Source organism: Cellulomonas sp. P22 (assembly GCF_044392165.1).
The window spans coordinates 308,001-324,371 of the sequence record NZ_JBISBW010000002.1; the positions used below are offsets into that span (position 1 = coordinate 308,001).

Annotated in this window: 13 protein-coding genes; 4 read left to right on the forward strand and 9 right to left on the reverse strand. The window is 71.4% G+C overall.

Going from position 1 to position 16,371, the window contains the following annotated elements; translation table 11 throughout:
- Nucleotides 1–15: 15 nt before the first annotated feature.
- Nucleotides 16–2,022 (reverse strand): excinuclease ABC subunit UvrC, encoded by a 2,007-nt coding sequence (gene uvrC, locus ACGIF2_RS02195; RefSeq protein ID WP_396042992.1) that lies wholly within the window; start codon nt 2,020–2,022, stop codon nt 16–18.
- A 72-nt stretch (nt 2,023–2,094) separates the two neighbouring features.
- Here uvrC and ACGIF2_RS02200 point away from each other — a divergent pair, with 72 nt between their 5' ends.
- Nucleotides 2,095–2,622, forward strand: a complete 528-nt coding sequence (locus tag ACGIF2_RS02200) for an OsmC family protein (protein WP_396042994.1) — start codon at nt 2,095–2,097, stop codon at nt 2,620–2,622.
- A 39-nt stretch (nt 2,623–2,661) separates the two neighbouring features.
- Here ACGIF2_RS02200 and uvrA read toward each other — a convergent pair whose 3' ends face one another.
- Nucleotides 2,662–5,523 carry an excinuclease ABC subunit UvrA gene (gene uvrA / locus ACGIF2_RS02205; protein ID WP_396042996.1) on the reverse strand — a complete coding sequence of 954 codons (2,862 nt, stop codon included), beginning with the start codon at nt 5,521–5,523 and terminating at the stop codon, nt 2,662–2,664.
- 101 nt (nt 5,524–5,624) lie between these two features.
- Here uvrA and ACGIF2_RS02210 point away from each other — a divergent pair, with 101 nt between their 5' ends.
- Together ACGIF2_RS02210 and ACGIF2_RS02215 are read left to right on the forward strand one after the other, a co-directional pair.
- Nucleotides 5,625–7,478, forward strand: coding sequence for a glycoside hydrolase family 15 protein (locus ACGIF2_RS02210; protein WP_396042998.1), 1,854 nt, complete (start codon nt 5,625–5,627; stop codon nt 7,476–7,478).
- An 8-nt stretch (nt 7,479–7,486) separates the two neighbouring features.
- A complete protein-coding gene (locus ACGIF2_RS02215; protein WP_396043348.1) occupies nt 7,487–8,191 on the forward strand; it encodes an MBL fold metallo-hydrolase in 705 nt (234 codons plus the stop codon).
- 27 nt (nt 8,192–8,218) lie between these two features.
- On the opposite strand, the gene ACGIF2_RS02220 is transcribed toward ACGIF2_RS02215, so the two are convergent.
- Genes ACGIF2_RS02220 through ACGIF2_RS02230 form a run of 3 tightly spaced genes read right to left on the reverse strand, consistent with a single transcriptional unit; the run spans nt 8,219 to nt 10,945 of the window.
- Entirely contained in the window at nt 8,219–8,893 is a 675-nt protein-coding gene (locus ACGIF2_RS02220) for a GNAT family N-acetyltransferase (protein WP_396043000.1), read from the reverse strand.
- 49 nt (nt 8,894–8,942) lie between these two features.
- Entirely contained in the window at nt 8,943–10,097 is a 1,155-nt protein-coding gene (locus ACGIF2_RS02225; protein WP_396043350.1) for an acyl-CoA dehydrogenase family protein, read from the reverse strand.
- 5 nt (nt 10,098–10,102) lie between these two features.
- On the reverse strand, nt 10,103–10,945 hold the full coding sequence (locus ACGIF2_RS02230) for an aldo/keto reductase (protein ID WP_396043002.1): 843 nt from the start codon (nt 10,943–10,945) through the stop codon (nt 10,103–10,105).
- Between the two features lie 81 nt (nt 10,946–11,026).
- Here ACGIF2_RS02230 and ACGIF2_RS02235 point away from each other — a divergent pair, with 81 nt between their 5' ends.
- On the forward strand, nt 11,027–11,317 hold the full coding sequence (locus ACGIF2_RS02235) for a YciI family protein (RefSeq protein WP_396043004.1): 291 nt from the start codon (nt 11,027–11,029) through the stop codon (nt 11,315–11,317).
- 7 nt (nt 11,318–11,324) lie between these two features.
- Here the strand turns inward: ACGIF2_RS02235 and ACGIF2_RS02240 are convergent, their stop codons facing one another.
- The 4 genes from ACGIF2_RS02240 to uvrB all read right to left on the reverse strand — a co-directional run bounded on the left by ACGIF2_RS02240 (nt 11,325) and on the right by uvrB (nt 16,358).
- On the reverse strand, nt 11,325–12,056 hold the full coding sequence (locus tag ACGIF2_RS02240; protein ID WP_396043006.1) for a Type 1 glutamine amidotransferase-like domain-containing protein: 732 nt from the start codon (nt 12,054–12,056) through the stop codon (nt 11,325–11,327).
- Nucleotides 12,053–13,066: a TerC/Alx family metal homeostasis membrane protein gene (locus tag ACGIF2_RS02245; RefSeq protein WP_396043008.1), complete on the reverse strand. Its 1,014-nt coding sequence runs from the start codon at nt 13,064–13,066 to the stop codon at nt 12,053–12,055. Before ACGIF2_RS02245 ends, ACGIF2_RS02240 begins: the two co-directional genes overlap by 4 nt.
- A 9-nt stretch (nt 13,067–13,075) precedes the next feature.
- Nucleotides 13,076–14,092, reverse strand: a complete 1,017-nt coding sequence (locus ACGIF2_RS02250) for a TerC family protein (protein WP_396043010.1) — start codon at nt 14,090–14,092, stop codon at nt 13,076–13,078.
- 175 nt (nt 14,093–14,267) lie between these two features.
- The gene (gene uvrB / locus ACGIF2_RS02255; RefSeq protein WP_396043012.1) at nt 14,268–16,358 is read right to left on the reverse strand and encodes an excinuclease ABC subunit UvrB; all 2,091 of its coding nucleotides are present in this window, start codon (nt 16,356–16,358) and stop codon (nt 14,268–14,270) included.
- Between the last annotated feature and the right edge of the window lie 13 nt (nt 16,359–16,371).

Below are 16,371 nucleotides of genomic sequence, written 5' to 3' on the forward strand. Positions count from 1 at the left end.
GCATGCCAGCCCGGGTCAGGACCCTGCGGTTCCCGCGGTCGTAGGCGTGGCGAGCGCCGCGACCACGGCCGCGGCCGTGCGCTCCCCCATGCCCGGCACCGACGCGATCTCCTCGACCGAGGCCGCCCGGAGGCGCTTGAGCGAGCCGAAGTGCTTGAGCAGAGCCGCCGACCGCGCGGGCCCGAGCCCGGGCACCGAGTCGAGCGCCGAGACGGTCATGCCCTTGCTCCGGCGCTTGCGGTGCGCGGAGATGGCGAACCGGTGGGCCTCGTCGCGCAGCCGCTGCAGCAGGTACAGCCCCTCCGAGCTGCGCTGCATGATCACCGGGTACTCCTCGCCCGGCAGCCACACCTCCTCGAGGCGCTTCGCGAGCCCGCACAGCGCCACGTCGTCGATGCCCAGCTCGGCCAGCGCCGCGGCGGCAGCGGCCACCTGGGGCGGGCCGCCGTCGACGACCACCAGGTTGGGCGGGTACGCGAAGCGCACCGGCTTGCCCGTGGTCTCGTCGACCGGGCCCGAGCGCGGCAGGCTCTCGTCGTCGTCCTCACCCATCTCGAGGTCGCTCGACGCGGTGCGCTCGGACAGGTAGCGGCGGAACCGGCGCGTGATGACCTCGTGCATCGCCTCGGTGTCGTCGCGGGCCCCCTGCCCCTCGGCGCCGCGCACCGAGAAGTGGCGGTACTCGCTCTTGCGCGCGAGCCCGTCCTCGAACACCACCATCGACGCCGACTGGAACGTCCCCTGGTTGTGCGACACGTCGTAGCACTCGATGCGCAGCGGTGCTGTCGACAGGTCGAGGGCCTCCTGGATCTCGCGGAGCGCCTGGCTGCGGGTCGTGAGGTCGCCCGCGCGGCGCGTGCGGTGCAGCACGAGCGCGTGCTCGGCGTTGCGCTGCACGGTCTCGGCGAGGTCCTTCTTGTCGCCGCGCTGCGGCACACGGACCTCGACCCGGCTGCCCCGCAGCCCGGTGAGCCAGTCCTGCACCTGCTCGACGTCGGTCGGCAGCACGGGGACCAGCACCTCGCGCGGCACCGCACGCGAGTCGCCGCGCCGCGTCGCGTCGGCCCGACCGGCCGCGTCCTCGCCCTCGCCGCCGTAGACCTGCTGGAGCAGGTGCTCGACCAGGTCGGCGTCGGTCGCGTCCTCGACCTTCTCGACCACCCAGCCGCGCTGGCCGCGGATGCGCCCGTCGCGGACGTGGAACACCTGGACCGCGGCCTCGAGCTCGTCGCCCACGAGCGCGAAGACGTCGGCGTCCGTGCCGTCGGGCAGCACCACGGCGTTCTTCTCGGTGGCGCGCTCGAGCGCGCCGATGTCGTCGCGGAGCCGGGCCGCACGCTCGAAGTCGAGGTCGGCAGCGGCCTCCTTCATGCGCTGCGTCAGGCGCCGCGTGAACCGGGCCGTGTCGCCCGCCATGAAGTCGCAGAAGTCCTGCGCGAGCGCCTTGTGGTCGTCGGGCGAGATCCTCCCGACGCACGGCGCCGAGCACTTGTCGATGTACCCGAGCAGGCACGGACGGCCCTGCTGGTGGGCGCGCTTGAACACCCCGGCCGAGCACGTGCGCACGGGGAACACCCGCAGCAGCAGGTCGACGGTCTCGCGGATCGCCCAGGCGTGCCCGTACGGACCGAAGTAGCGGGTCCCCGGACGCTTGGCCCCCCGCATGACCTGCACGCGGGGGAACTCCTCGGACATGGTGACCGCGAGGTACGGGTAGGACTTGTCGTCGCGGTACTTGACGTTGAACCGCGGGTCGAACTCCTTGATCCAGGAGTACTCGAGCGCGAGCGCCTCGACCTCGGTGCCGACCACAGTCCACTGCACCGACGCCGCGGTCGTGACCATCTGCTGGGTCCGCGGGTGCAGGCCCGCGACGTCCTGGAAGTAGCTGCTGAGCCGGGACCGCAGGCTCTTCGCCTTGCCGACGTAGATGACGCGGCCGTGCTCGTCCCGGAAGCGGTACACGCCCGGGGAGTCGGGGATCTCGCCGGGGGCGGGACGGTAGGTGGCGGGATCGGCCATGGGTACGAGGGTAGTTCGCGTGACTGACGCCGAACGCACGCACCGCGGCGGGCCGCGGGCTAGCGTGGCGCGATGGGCCCCCTGCACACGTACGCCGCCGACGTCGTCTGGACCGGAGCCGGTGCGTCCGGCACCGCGAGCTACACCTCCTACAGCCGCGACCACGACGTGCGGATCGGTGACAAGCCGCCGCTGCCCGGATCGGCCGACCCCGCGTTCCGCGGCGACCCCGCCCGGTACAGCCCGGAGGAGCTGCTGGTCGCGGCCCTCGCGCAGTGCCACATGCTCTGGTTCCTGCACCTCGCGTCGGCCGACGGCGTGGTGGTCGTCGGGTACACCGACCACGCGCGGGGCACCATGCGGGTCGAGGCCGCCGGGCACGGGCAGTTCACCGAGGTGGTGCTGCACCCCGTGGTGACCCTCGTGCCCGGCGCGCACGCGAACGACGGGGGCCCGGTCGACGACGCTCGGCTCGACGCGCTGCACGAGCGCGCGCACGAGCACTGCTTCATCGCCCGCTCGGTCAGCTTCCCCGTGCGGTGCGTCCCGTCGACGCCGCGCACGGGCGAGGTGCCGCTCGTGACGACGCCCGGACGCTGAGGTCGCGGAGCGCCCGAGCGGTGGTGGTCGGCTCCCGCGTCAGGCGCTGACAGCGACCGCCGCGGGCTCGAGCACCTCGGCGAGGAACCTCCCGGTGTGGCTCGCCTCGACCGTCGCGATGTGCTCGGGCGTGCCCTCGGCGATCACCAGGCCGCCGCCGCTGCCACCCTCGGGCCCCATGTCGATGACCCAGTCGGCGTTCTTGATCACGTCGAGGTTGTGCTCGATCACGATCACGCTGTTGCCCTTGTCGACGAGCGACTGGAGCACCTCCAGCAGCCTGCGGATGTCCTCGAAGTGCAGACCGGTGGTCGGCTCGTCGAGCACGTAGATCGTCCGGCCGGTCGACCGGCGCGCGAGCTCCGTCGCGAGCTTGACGCGCTGCGCCTCCCCGCCCGAGAGCGTCGGGGCCGGCTGCCCGAGCCGCACGTAGCCGAGGCCGACGTCGACGAGGGTGTTCAGGTGGCGCGCGATCGCGGCGAAGGGTGCGAAGAACTCGGCCGCCTCCTCGATGGGCATGTCGAGCACGTCGGCCACGTTCTTGCCCTTGAACCGGACCTCAAGGGTCTCCCGGTTGTAGCGCGCCCCGTGACAGACCTCGCACGGCACGTACACGTCGGGCAGGAAGTTCATCTCGATCTTGAGCGTCCCGTCGCCCGAGCACGCCTCGCAGCGCCCGCCCTTGACGTTGAACGAGAACCGGCCGGGCCCGTAGCCCCGGACCTTCGCCTCGGTCGTCTCGGCGAACAGCTTGCGGATCCGGTCCCAGACCCCCGTGTAGGTGGCCGGGTTCGAGCGCGGCGTGCGCCCGATGGGCCCCTGGTCCACGTGCACGACCTTGTCCAGGTTCTCCATCCCGGTCACGCGCTTGTGCCGGCCGGCGACCTGGCGGGCGCCGTTGAGCTCGTTCGCGAGCACGGTGTAGAGGATCGAGTTGACCAGCGTCGACTTGCCCGACCCCGAGACGCCCGTGACCGCCGTGAGGGTGCCGAGGGGGAACGTCACGTCGATGCCGCGCAGGTTGTGCTCCCGCGCGCCGACCACGGTGACGGCGCGCGCCGGGTCGATCGCCCGGCGCTCGGCCGGCATCGGGATCGCGCGACGACCCGACAGGTAGGCGCCGGTGACCGAGTCAGGCGACGCGAGCAGCCCCGCGAAGTCGCCCGAGTGCACCACGTGGCCGCCGTGCTCCCCCGCGCCGGGGCCGATGTCGACGATCCAGTCGGCGGCGCGGATCGTGTCCTCGTCGTGCTCCACGACGATGAGCGTGTTGCCCAGGTCGCGCAGCCGCGTCAGCGTCTCGATGAGCCGACGGTTGTCCCGCTGGTGCAGGCCGATGCTGGGCTCGTCGAGGACGTACAGCACGCCCACCAGCCCGGAGCCGATCTGCGTCGCCAGCCGGATGCGCTGGGCCTCCCCGCCGGAGAGCGTCGCGGCGGGCCGGGACAGCGACAGGTAGTCGAGCCCGACGTCGAGCAGGAAGCCGAGGCGGGCCTGGATCTCCTTGAGCACCTCGACCGCGATCGCGCGCTCGCGCTCGCCGAGCTGCAGGTCGTCGAGGAAGTCACGGGCGGCCCGGATCGGCAGGTCGCAGATCTCGGCGATCGACAGGCCGCCGACCCGCACCGCGAGCACCTCGGGCTTGAGCCGCGCACCCTGGCAGACCGGGCACGGGACCTCGCGCATGTAGGCCTCGTACCGCTCCTTGCTCCAGTCGGACTCGGTCTCCTTGTGGCGCCGCTCGATGAACGTGACAGCGCCCTCGAAACCGGTCGAGTACTGCCGCTCCCGACCCCAGCGGTTCTTGTACCGGACGTGGACCTCGTGGTTCTCGCCGTACAGCACCGCCTTCTTGGCCCGCTCGGGCAGGGCTCGCCACGGCACGTCCATCGAGAAGCCCAGGTCGCTGGCCAGCGCGCTGAGCACGCGCGTGAAGTACTCGCTCGACGCCTGCGACCAGGGCGCCACGGCCCCCTCGGCGAGCGAGAGGTCCTCGTCCGGGACGATCAGGTCGGTGTCCACCTCGAGGCGTGAACCGATGCCCGTGCACTCAGGGCATGCGCCGTACGGCGCGTTGAAGGAGAACGTGCGCGGCTCGATCTCCTCGAGCGTGAGCTGGTGGTCGTTCGGGCAGGCCCGGTGCTCGGAGAACCGGCGCTCGCGCTCGGGGTCGTCCTTGTCGGCGTCGACCATCTCGACCACCAGGAGGCCCCCGGCCAGGCTGAGCGCCGTCTCGACCGAGTCGGTCAGACGTCGCTGGACGCCCTCCCGGGCCACCAGCCGGTCGACGACGACCTCGATGTCGTGCTTGAGCTTCTTCTCCAGGGCGGGCGGGTCGGTGAGCTGCACGACCTCGCCGTCGACGCGGGCACGCGCGAAGCCCTTGGACTGCAGCTCCTTGAACATCTCTGCGTACTCGCCCTTGCGCCCGCGGATCACCGGCGCCAGCACCTGGTACCGCGTGCCCTCGGGCAGCTCGAGCAGGCGGTCGACGATCTGCTGCGGCGTCTGGGCCGTGACCTGCTCGCCGCACACCGGGCAGAACTGGGTGCCCGCGCGCGCGAACAGCAGGCGCAGGTAGTCGTAGACCTCGGTGATGGTGCCGACGGTCGAGCGCGGGTTGCGGTTCGTCGACTTCTGGTCGATCGACACCGCGGGCGAGAGCCCCTCGATGAAGTCGACGTCGGGCTTTTCCATCTGACCGAGGAACTGGCGGGCGTACGCCGAGAGCGACTCGACGTAGCGCCGCTGGCCCTCGGCGAAGATCGTGTCGAACGCGAGGGAGGACTTGCCCGACCCCGACAGCCCGGTGAACACGACGAGCGCGTCACGCGGGAGGTCGATGTCAACGTTGCGCAGGTTGTGCTCACGGGCGCCTTGCACGATGAGTCGATCATTCACCCGGACATGGTAGGACGGTCACCTGACATCCGCACACGTGTTCGAAATGTGGCACTGCCCACAGTGCCGCACCGGCGCCTGCCTCGGACGATGATGGGGGGATGACGCCGCCGACCGTGCCGATCTCGGAGTACGCGGTGCTGGGCGACGGGAGCACAGCGGCCCTCGTCTCGCTCCGCGGGTCGGTCGACTGGCTGTGCTTCCCGCAGTTCGACTCGCCCGCGTGCTTCGCGGCGCTGCTCGGCGGTCCGACGCACGGCCGCTGGCTGCTGACAGTGCCCGACGCGACCGAGGTCACGCGCACCTACCTCGGCGACTCGTTCGTGCTGCAGACCACCTACGCCTCGCCCACCGGGACCGCGCTCGTGACCGAGGCGATGCCGCTCGGTGACGGGCGGGCCGACCTGGTGCGGCGCATCGAGTGCCTCGAGGGCACCGTGACCGTGCGCCACGAGTGGGTGGTGCGCTTCGGCTACGGGACCATCGAGCCGTGGGTGCACCACGTGCGCGACCCCGACGGGTACGACACCATCCGGGCGATCGCCGGCCCCGACTCGCTGGTGCTGCGCGGCAACCGGCTGCCGCGGGCCGAGGGGCGTGCGCACCGCGACGACTTCGAGCTCACCGAGGGGCAGTTCGTCGAGCTCGCCTCGACGTGGACGCACTCGTGGCGCCCCGTCCCCCGCCGGCTGTCGATCACCGACCGGCTCGCCTCGACCCGTCAGCGCTGGGGTCGCTGGGCGCGCCGCTGCGACTACCACGGGCCGCACCGCGCCGCCGTGGTCCGCTCGCTGCTCGTGCTGCGCCTGCTGACCGACGCCGAGACCGGCGGCATCGTCGCCGCGCCCACGACGTCCCTGCCCGAGGTGTTCGGCGGCGAGCGGAACTGGGACTACCGCTACTGCTGGCTGCGCGACGCCGCCCTCACGCTCGAGGCGCTGCTCGAGAACGGCTACCGCGAGGAGGCGACCGCGTGGCGCGACTGGCTGCTGCGTGCGGTCGCCGGTCGCCCCGCCGACCTGCAGATCGTCTACGGCTCCGATGGGCGCAGGGACCTGCCCGAGGCGACCCTCGACCACCTGCCCGGCTACGCGGCCTCACGACCGGTGCGGATCGGCAACGGGGCCGTCGACCAGGTGCAGAACGACGTGCTCGGCGGGGTCATGTGCGCGCTGCAGCTCGCGCGGGAGGCTGGTCTGACCGAGACGACCGACTCCTGGTCGATGCAGCAGCACCTCGTCGCGGAGCTCGCGACCCACTGGCGCGAGCCCGACCGTGGCATCTGGGAGGTGCGCGGCGACCCCCAGCACTTCACGCACTCGAAGATCATGGCGTGGGCTGCGCTCGACCGGGCCGTGCGCGCGGTCGAGCAGCACGGCCTGCCGGGGCCGGTCACGCGGTGGCGCGCCGAGCGCGCGGCGATCCGCGCGGACGTGCTGGCTCACGGGTACGACGCCGAGCGCGGAACCTTCGTCCAGCACTACGGGGCCGAGCACACCGACGCGGCGCTGCTCCAGATGCTCCAGGTCGACTTCCTCCCGGCCGACGACCCGCGCGTCCAGGGCACGATCGCCGCTGTGCGCCGCGAGCTCGAGGTCTCCCCCGGGCTGCTGCTGCGGTACCGCACCGGGCGGACCGACGACGGCATGCCCGGGGTCGAGTTTCCGTTCCTGGCCTGCTCGTTCTGGCTGGCAGACGCGCTCGCGCGCAGCGACCGGCTCGACGAGGCGACGGCGGTGCTGGACCGGCTCGTCGGGATCGGCAACGACGTGGGCCTCTTCGCCGAGCAGTACGACCCGGTGGGCCGACGGATGGTGGGAAACTTCCCGCAGGCGCTGAGCCATCTCGCGCTCGTGCGTGCCGCGCACAGCCACGAGCTCGCGCTCGCGCGGCAGGGCCGACGTGCCGCGGCAGCGGCGGCCGGGCGCACCCCCGAGCGGGACACGGAGCAGTGAGGACGACCATGGGCTACACCGGTGACGTGCGGGCGGGCGGCCCCGCCGACGTGCGCGAGCTCGACGCGCTGACCGTCCGCAAGGCGTCCGTGGGCGGCATGGACAACAACGCCTACCTGCTGACCTGCCGCCGCACCGGCGCCCAGCTGCTCGTCGACGCCGCGGCCGACGCGGACCGGCTGCTCGATCTCGTGCGGGAGGGCTCGGCCACCGCGCGCCTCGACACGGTCGTCACGACGCACCGGCACCGCGACCACCTGGGCGCCCTGGCGTCGGTCGTGGCGGTCACGGGGGCGCTCACCTGCGCAGGGGCCGACGACGCGCACGCGATCTCGGTCGAGGCGGGCGTCCCCGTGCACGAGCGCCTGCACGACGGGGCGACCGTGACGTTCGGCGACGTGGTCCTCGACGTCATCGGCCTGCGCGGCCACACTCCCGGCTCGGTCGCCCTGGCCTACCGCGAACCCGCGGACGCCCGCGCCGACGGTGCGGTGCCCGGCCGCACGCACCTGTTCACGGGCGACTCGCTGTTCCCCGGCGGGCCGGGCCGCACCTCGGGCGGCGAAGACTTCGACAGCCTCATGGACGACCTCGAGGAGCGGGTCTTCGCGCAGTTCCCGGACGACACGTGGGTCTACCCGGGCCACGGGAACGACACAACGCTCGGTGTCGAGCGCCCGCACCTCGGGGAGTGGCGCGCCCGGCGCTGGTGAGCACCCCCGCGCCGCGCTGACCTGCGCTCAGTCGATCGCCAGGAACCGGCGCACCGGGCCGACACCGTGCAGCTCGATGCCGCTCCTGTCGAGGCCGCACGCCGCCCCCCGCTGCTCCCAGTCCGCGCGTTCGAGCCGGTAGCGCTGCGAGACCGCCGGCTGCCCCTCACGCGCAAGCGTCACGATGCCGTCGGGTGCGTAGCCCATCTTTCGGGTGACGGCGTTCGACGCCGGGTTGTCGGCGAACGCGTCGGTCCGGGCGACCTGGGCGCCGAACCCCTCGAACGCGAGGTGCAGCGCGAGCGCGCGCATCCGGGTGCCGGTGCCCTTCCCCTGGAACTCCAGGCCCAGCCACGAGCCGGTCGTGACGTCACGGGTCACGGCGAAGTCCGTCGCGGACAGACCCTGGACGCCCTGGGGGATGCCGTCGCGGAGCACAGCGAGCTCGATCGACCACCTCTCGGGGCTGGTGCGCGACCGCACGCCCCACTGGTAGGTCAGGACCGAACGGCCGACCTCCTCGGGAGTGCCCCGGGTCCACGGCACGGTGAACGGCATCCTGTCCGGCGCGTGCACCCCACGAGCGGCGACCGCCGCGAGCTCGTGCAGGAGGTCGTCCGAGAGGTACCTGAGCTCGAGGTCGCCCTGCACCACGCGCAGCCCGGTGAAGGGCCACACCGTCACGTCGTCCATCGTCGTCATCGGGTCAGCCTCCCAGCACGACGAGGCCGCTGACCAGCGGAAAAGCAGCTCAGGGCTCGATCGGCCCCAGGAGCGCGTTGGCGACGGTGGCGTGCGCGGACTCGTCGTCCGACGGGTGGAAGATCCCCGCGAGCACGTCCCGGTACAGGCGCCCCAGCTCGTTGCCGGCGAAGTACGAGCCGCCGCCCGAGACGCGCAGCGCCTGGTCGACCACGTCGCGCGCGTTCTCGGTGGCCCGCACCTTGAGCCCGACGAGCCGCGGGAACCACTGGCTGCCGTGGTCGGCGAGCTGGTCGACGTCCCGCGCGAGCGTCGTGATCTGGGGCAGCATGCCGTCCTGCGCGATCGCGGCCGTCGCGATCTTCCACCGGATGTCCGGGTCCTGCGCGTACGTGCGCCCGCCGTTCTTCATCGACGTGCGCCGGTTCGCGGCGGCGACGGCCAGCTCGACCGCGCGCTGCCCGATGCCCGTGTACACCGCGGCCAGCAGGATCTCGAACGTGGCGAACAGCGCGAAGATGAACGGGTCGCCGCTCGGGCCCGGGGGAAGCGAGCGGTAGACACGCTCGGGTCGCGCGTACGCGCCGTCGAGCACAGTGGTGCAGCTCTGGCTCGCGCGCATGCCCAGGGTGTCCCAGTCGTCGCGCACCTCGATGCCGCCGTCCTCGCGCGAGACGACGGCGTGCACGAGCCGCGGGTCCTGCGGGTCGGTGTCGTCCCGGCCGAAGGTCGCCAGCCGCGTCCACACCGGCGACAACGACGTGAAGATCTTCGTGCCGTAGTAGCGGTACCCGCCGTCGGGCTGGGGCTCGGCGCGCGTGCGCGAGCCGAACATCACCAGGTCGTTGCCGCCCTCGGAGTTGCCGAACGCGAAGACCTCCCCGCGCGCCGCGTCCTCGAGGACGAACTCGAGCGCGTCGTCGCCCCGCGCGGCGAGCGCGGCGGCGATCCCCGTGACCACGAGGTGCATGTTGACCGCGAGGGCCGTCGCGGGGGCCGCGGTGGCCAGCCGCACCTGCTCGAGCGCGACCTGCTCGAGCGTGAGCCCCAGACCGCCGAGGCGCACCGGCACGAACGCGCGCAGGTAGCCCGCGGCCGTCAGGTCCGCCAGGTCGTCGTGCGGGAACGTGTTCTCCGCGTCGTGCCGCGGGGCGCGCTCGGCGACCCGGGCCAGCAGCTCGTCGGTGAGGACGTGCGTCGTCATCGCGCTCACGCCCCGAGCACGTCGGGGTCGGGGCCGATGCGTTCGCCGCGGTCGAGGCCCGCGATCGCCTCGTGGTCGGCCGCGCTCAGCGCGAACCCGAACACGTCGAGGTTCGCCGCGATCCGGGCCGGGGTGACCGACTTGGGGATCACGACGGTCCCGAGGTCGAGGTGCCAGCGCAGCACCACCTGGGCTGTGCTCACGCCGTGCGCCTGCGCGATCGCGACGAGGACCGGGTCCTCGAGCACGCCCGTGTTGCGACCCAGCGGTGACCACGCCTCGGTCACGATGCCCAGCTCGGCGTGCACGTCCCGCAGCGCGCGCTGCTGCAGGTACGGGTGCAGCTCGACCTGGTTGACCACGGGCACCACGCCCGAGTCCTCGATGATCCGCGCGAGGTGCGCCGGCTGGAAGTTCGAGACGCCGACCGAGCGCACCCGGCCCGCGTCGCGCAGCTCGACCAGCGTGCGCCACGTCTCGGAGTACAGGTCCTGGCCGGGCATCGGCCAGTGGATGAGGAACAGGTCCGGCTCCCCCAGCCCCAGGCGCTCGACCGAGGCGTCGAACGCGGCGAGCGTGCGCTCACGACCCTGGTCGTCGTTCCACAGCTTGGTGGTGACGTACACGTCCTCGCGGGGCAGACCCGAGGCACGCACAGCGCGGCCGACCCCGGCCTCGTTGCCGTACAGCTTGGCGGTGTCGATCAGGCGGTAGCCGTCGGCCAGCGCGTGCGCCACGGCCGTCTCGGCGCCCTCGTCGTCGATCTTGAACACACCGAAGCCCAGCTGCGGGATCGTGGTCCCGTCGTGCAGGTGGACGTCGGGGACCGGGGGAAGCGGAGCAGTCATGACGTCATGCTCTCATCCGCCCCGGACGCCGGGCGTGCCGTGGGCGCGGACCGAGGCGACCGCTGCGGCAGGATGTCCCCTATGCAGACCTATGCCGTCCAGTACGTCTACGACGCCCGCCACGAGCTGCAGGACGAGGTGCGCCCGGCGCACCGCCTGTACCTGTCGGGCCTGGCCGAGCAAGGTCTCCTGCTCGGGTCGGGTCCCTTCACCGACGGGGCGCCCGGCGCGCAGCTCGTGTTCCGCACCGAGGACCCCGCCCAGCTCGACCGCCTGCTCGAGGCCGACCCGTTCGCGATCGCCGGCGTGATCGCCGAGGTCGGTGTCCGCACGTGGAACATCGTGATCGGCCCCTGGGCAGCCGACGACTGACGCCCGCTCAGGCCCCGGGCAGCACCCGCGGCTCGAGGCGGTCCTCGACCACGGCCCCGTCCTCGCGGCGCACCTCGTACGCACCGCTGCCGCGCCGCTCGGTCACGGCTTCGACGAGCGCGGTTCCCCGGTAGACGAGCCCCACGCCGTCGTCGGTGCAGTGCGTCGTGGGCAGCACGCCCTCGCCCACCAGCCGGTGGACCAGCGGACGGCGCTCGGCCTCGGAGTCGTAGTGCACCCCGTTGCCGTACGGCAGCAGCCCCAGACCGTCGGTGACCGCACGCAGCTCGGGACCGAACGAGTCGGTCGTCCCGCCCACGTACCAGCAGATCGACCCGGCGCTCACCCCGGCCAGCACCACCCCGGCCTCCCACACGCGGCGGAAGATCTCGTCGAGGCCGTGCACGCGCCACACCGCCAGGAGGTTGGCCACCGAGCCGCCACCCACCCACACGACGTCCTGCGCGAGCAGGTGACCCTCGACGTCCTCGACGTTCGGCATCGGGAACAGGTTGAGGTGGGTGAGCTCGACGCCCGCGACCCGAGCCGCCTCGTCGAGCGCCGCGTTCGCCCACGCCTGGTCGCCGCCCGCGGTGCCGAGGTGGCACACGCGCGGCCGGCCCGAGGTCCCGGCGAGATCGACGGCGTGCCACATGAGCGGGCCGAGCTCGAGTCGGGTGCGGCGCCCGGCCACCAGCCCGCCCGACGTCGCGAGGATCGTGGGGGCGTCGGCGCTCACGGCTCGATCACCGGCGCCTCGGCGCGCGCGAGCTGCTTCTCGTCGTGGTTCACCTTGAGCAGGCTGACGACCGCGGTGAGCCCGAGGGTCACGACGATGACGGCCAACGAGAACCAGATCGGCATCTCCGGTGCCCAGGCCACGTGCTCACCGCCGTTGATGAACGGCAGGGTGTTCGAGTGCAGGGCCTCGAGCACGAGCTTGACCCCGATGAACCCGAGCAGCACCGCCAGCCCGATGTGCAGGTAGACGAGCCGCGTCAGCAGGTCGCCCAGCAGGAAGTACAGCTGGCGCAGTCCCATGAGCGCGAACAGGTTGGCCATGAGCACCAGGTACGCGGACTGCGTCAGGCCGAAGATCGCGGGGATCGAGTCGAGCGCGAACAGCAGGTCGGTCGAGCCGAGCGCGACGAGCACCACGAGCATCGGCGTCACGAGCCGGCGCCCGTCCTCGACGACCGTGAGCCGCACGCCGCGGTACCCGTCGGTCGACGGCAGCCAGCGCTGCACCAGCCGCAGCACGAGCGGCGGACGGTAGTCGTCCTCGTCACCGCCACCGCCCTCGCGGCCGACCTTGACCGCCGTCCACACGAGGAACGCGCCGAACAGGTAGAACAGCCACCCGAAGCTCGAGATCGCCGCCGCACCGACCGCGATGAAGATGCCGCGGAACACCAGGGCCAGGATGATCCCGATGAGCAGCGCCGTCTGCTGGTAGGGCTTCGGCACTGCGAAGGTCGTCATGATCAGCAGGAAGACGAAGAGGTTGTCGACCGACAGCGAGTACTCCGTGAGCCAGCCCGCGAAGAACTCCCCCGCGTACTGGCCGCCCGCGGTCACCCACACCCCGAGCCCGAACGCGATCGCGAGCCCGACGTACAGGGCGAGGTACCGCAGGCACTCGGACGTCGTCGGGATGTGCGGTCGCCGCCCGACGACAGCGACGTCGACGAGCAGGACGACGCCGGCGATGCCGAGAGAGAGGATCCAGACGAGGGGTGGGACGACCACGGGCTACCTTCAGCTGTCGTTGCGACCCGCGACGGCGCGTTCGTCGTTGCGGGTCTTGATGAGGCTCGCGACGGTCGCCACGGCCAGAGTTCCCAGGATGAACCCGAGCGAGAGCCAGATCGGGATCTCGGGGGCCCACTCCACGTGCTCGCCACCGTTGATGAACGGGAGCTCGTTGGTGTGCAGCGCCTCGAGGACGAGCTTGACGCCGATGAAGCCGAGGATGACCGACAGTCCCTGCGCGAGGTACACCAGACGGTCGAGCAGCCCGCCGAGCAGGAAGTACAGCTGCCGCAGCCCCAGCAGCGCGAAGGCGTTGGTCGTGAAGACGATGAACGGCTCCTTGGTCAGGCCGTAGATCGCGGGGATCGAGTCGAGCGCGAACAGCACGTCGGTGCTGCCGATCGCGACCATGACCAGGAGCATCGGGGTGATGAACCGCTTGCCGTCGATCACGGTGGTCAGGCGGTCGCCGTGGTAGACGTCGGTCGTGGGCACGACCTTCTTCATCATGCGGACGGCGAACCCGTCCTTGCGCTCGGCGGCCGCGACCTCTGCCGACTGCTCGTCGTGCTTCTCGAGAGCGAGCTTGACGGCCGTGTAGACGAGGAACGCGCCGAACAGGTAGAAGACCCACGAGTAGCGCTCGATGGCCGCGGCCCCGGCGAGGATGAACACGGTGCGCAGCACCAGGGCGATCACCACGCCCACGAGCAGCACCTTCTGCTGGTACGGCCGGGGCACCTTGAACTTCGTCATGATGATGAGGAAGACGAAGAGGTTGTCGACCGACAGGCTCTTCTCGGTGAGGTAGCCGGCGAAGTACTCCGTGCCGTGGTCCCAGCCCCACACCATGCCCAGGCCCACGCCGAACACCACGGCCAGCGCGATGTAGAAGATCGACCACCTGACCGACTCGCGGAACGTCGGCTCGTGCGGGGTGCGGACGTGGGTGAAGAAGTCGAAGAGGACCATCGCGACGACGAGCGCGACGGTCGCTCCCCAGATCCAGAGCGGGACGGACACAGGTCTACCTCCGGTACAGGTTCGGGTACCGGAGGTCTCTCCCACCCGCTGCGTCAGCGGGCCGGCTCCCCGGGTCGCTGCTGAGCGGACCGTGATGACGAGGACGCCGTGTCGGGATACTCCCCTCCACAAGGGACTCAGCATAAGGCACGGCCGTCAGACCGACAGCCGTTGGTCAGGCGGTCGCGGCCTGCATCTGCCGCAGCTCCTTCTTGAGCCCCGAGATCTCGTCGCGCAACCGTCCCGCGAGCTCGAACTGCAGCTCGGCGGCGGCGGCGTGCATCTGGTCGCTGAGCTCCTGGATCAGCTCGGCCAGCTCGCCCGCCGCGGCGCCCGCGAGGCTCACCCGCGAACCGGCGCCACCCGGCACCGGGGCCTTGCCCCGCTGCTGCTCCCGGCGGTACCCGCCCTCGAGCAGCTCCTTCGTGTCGACGTCCTCGCGCGCGAGCATGTCGGTGATGTCGCCGATCTTCTTGCGCAGGGGCGTCGGGTCGATCCCGTGCTCGAGGTTGTACGCGACCTGCTTCTCGCGACGACGGTTCGTCTCGTCGATCGCCATGGCCATCGCGGGCGTGATCTTGTCCGCGTACATGTGCACCTCGCCCGAGACGTTGCGGGCTGCGCGCCCGATCGTCTGGATGAGCGAGGTCGCCGAGCGCAGGAAGCCCTCCTTGTCCGCATCGAGGATGCTGACGAGCGACACCTCGGGCAGGTCGAGCCCCTCGCGCAGCAGGTTGATGCCGACGAGCACGTCGAACTCCCCGAGCCGCAGCTCACGGAGCAGCTCGACGCGGCGCAGGGTGTCGACCTCGGAGTGCAGGTAGCGCACCCGCACACCCTTCTCGAGCAGGTAGTCGGTGAGGTCCTCGGACATCTTCTTGGTCAGCGTGGTGACGAGCACACGCTCGTTGCGCTCGGACCGCGTGCGGATCTCGTCGAGCAGGTCGTCGATCTGGCCCGTCGTGGGCTTGAGCACCACCTGCGGGTCCACGAGGCCCGTCGGGCGGATGATCTGCTCGACCGTCCCGTCCGACATCGACAGCTCGTAGCTGCCGGGCGTGGCGGAGAGGTACACCGTCTGCCCGATCCGGTCGACGAACTCCTCCCAGCGCAGCGGCCGGTTGTCCATCGCGCTGGGCAGCCGGAAGCCGTGGTCCACGAGGTTCCGCTTGCGCGACATGTCGCCCTCGTACATCGCGCCGATCTGCGGCACGGTGACGTGCGACTCGTCGATGACCAGCAGGAAGTCCTCGGGGAAGTAGTCGAGCAGCGTGTGGGGTGCGGTGCCCGGCCCGCGGCCGTCGATGTGCCGCGAGTAGTTCTCGATGCCCGAGCACGAGCCGATCTGACGCATCATCTCGATGTCGTACGTCGTACGCATGCGCAGCCGCTGGGCCTCGAGCAGCTTGTTCTGCCGTTCGAACTCCTCGAGCCGCTGGGCGAGCTCGGCCTCGATCGACCCGATGGCCCGTTCCATGCGCTCGGGGCCCGCGACGTAGTGCGTCGCCGGGAACAGGTAGATGTCCTGCTCGGCGCGGACCACGTCACCCGTGAGCGGGTGCAGCGTCTGGATCGACTCGATCTCGTCACCGAAGAACTCGATGCGGATCGCGAGCTCCTCGTACACCGGGATGATCTCGACGGTGTCGCCCCGGACCCGGAACGTGCCCCGCGTGAAAGCCATGTCGTTGCGCGTGTACTGCATCGCGACGAACCGGCGCAGCAGCTGGTCGCGCTCCACCTGGTCGCCGACCGACAGGCGCACCATGCGGTCGACGTACTCCTGCGGGGTGCCCAGACCGTAGATGCACGACACCGACGCCACCACGACCACGTCGCGCCGCGTCAGCAGCGAGCTCGTGGCGGAGTGCCGCAGCCGCTCGACCTCGTCGTTGATCGACGAGTCCTTCTCGATGTAGGTGTCCGTCTGCGCGATGTACGCCTCGGGCTGGTAGTAGTCGTAGTACGAGACGAAGTACTCGACCGCGTTGTTCGGCAGCAGCTCGCGGAACTCGGTGGCGAGCTGCGCCGCGAGCGTCTTGTTCGGTGCCATGACGAGCGTGGGCCGCTGGAGCTTCTCGATGAGCCACGCGGTGGTCGCCGACTTGCCGGTACCGGTGGCACCGAGCAAGGTCACGTCCTTCTCGCCGGCCTGGATGCGGCGGGTGAGGTCGGCGATCGCCGACGGCTGGTCACCCGAAGGCGTGTAGTCGGAGATCACCTCGAACGGCGCGACCGTCCGCTGGAGATCTGTCACAGGGCGCATGCCTCCACGGTAC

Coding starts and splice junctions, on each gene's coding strand:
- ACGIF2_RS02230 (WP_396043002.1), bottom strand. CDS start 10,945: ATGACTGCTCCGCTTCCCCCGGTCCCCGACGTCCACCTGCACGACGGG.
- ACGIF2_RS02225 (WP_396043350.1), bottom strand. CDS start 10,097: ATGACGACGCACGTCCTCACCGACGAGCTGCTGGCCCGGGTCGCCGAG.
- ACGIF2_RS02210 (WP_396042998.1), top strand. CDS start 5,625: ATGACGCCGCCGACCGTGCCGATCTCGGAGTACGCGGTGCTGGGCGAC.
- ACGIF2_RS02235 (WP_396043004.1), top strand. CDS start 11,027: ATGCAGACCTATGCCGTCCAGTACGTCTACGACGCCCGCCACGAGCTG.
- ACGIF2_RS02220 (WP_396043000.1), bottom strand. CDS start 8,893: ATGACGACGATGGACGACGTGACGGTGTGGCCCTTCACCGGGCTGCGC.
- ACGIF2_RS02200 (WP_396042994.1), top strand. CDS start 2,095: ATGGGCCCCCTGCACACGTACGCCGCCGACGTCGTCTGGACCGGAGCC.
- uvrC (WP_396042992.1), bottom strand. CDS start 2,022: ATGGCCGATCCCGCCACCTACCGTCCCGCCCCCGGCGAGATCCCCGAC.
- uvrB (WP_396043012.1), bottom strand. CDS start 16,358: ATGCGCCCTGTGACAGATCTCCAGCGGACGGTCGCGCCGTTCGAGGTG.
- ACGIF2_RS02215 (WP_396043348.1), top strand. CDS start 7,487: ATGGGCTACACCGGTGACGTGCGGGCGGGCGGCCCCGCCGACGTGCGC.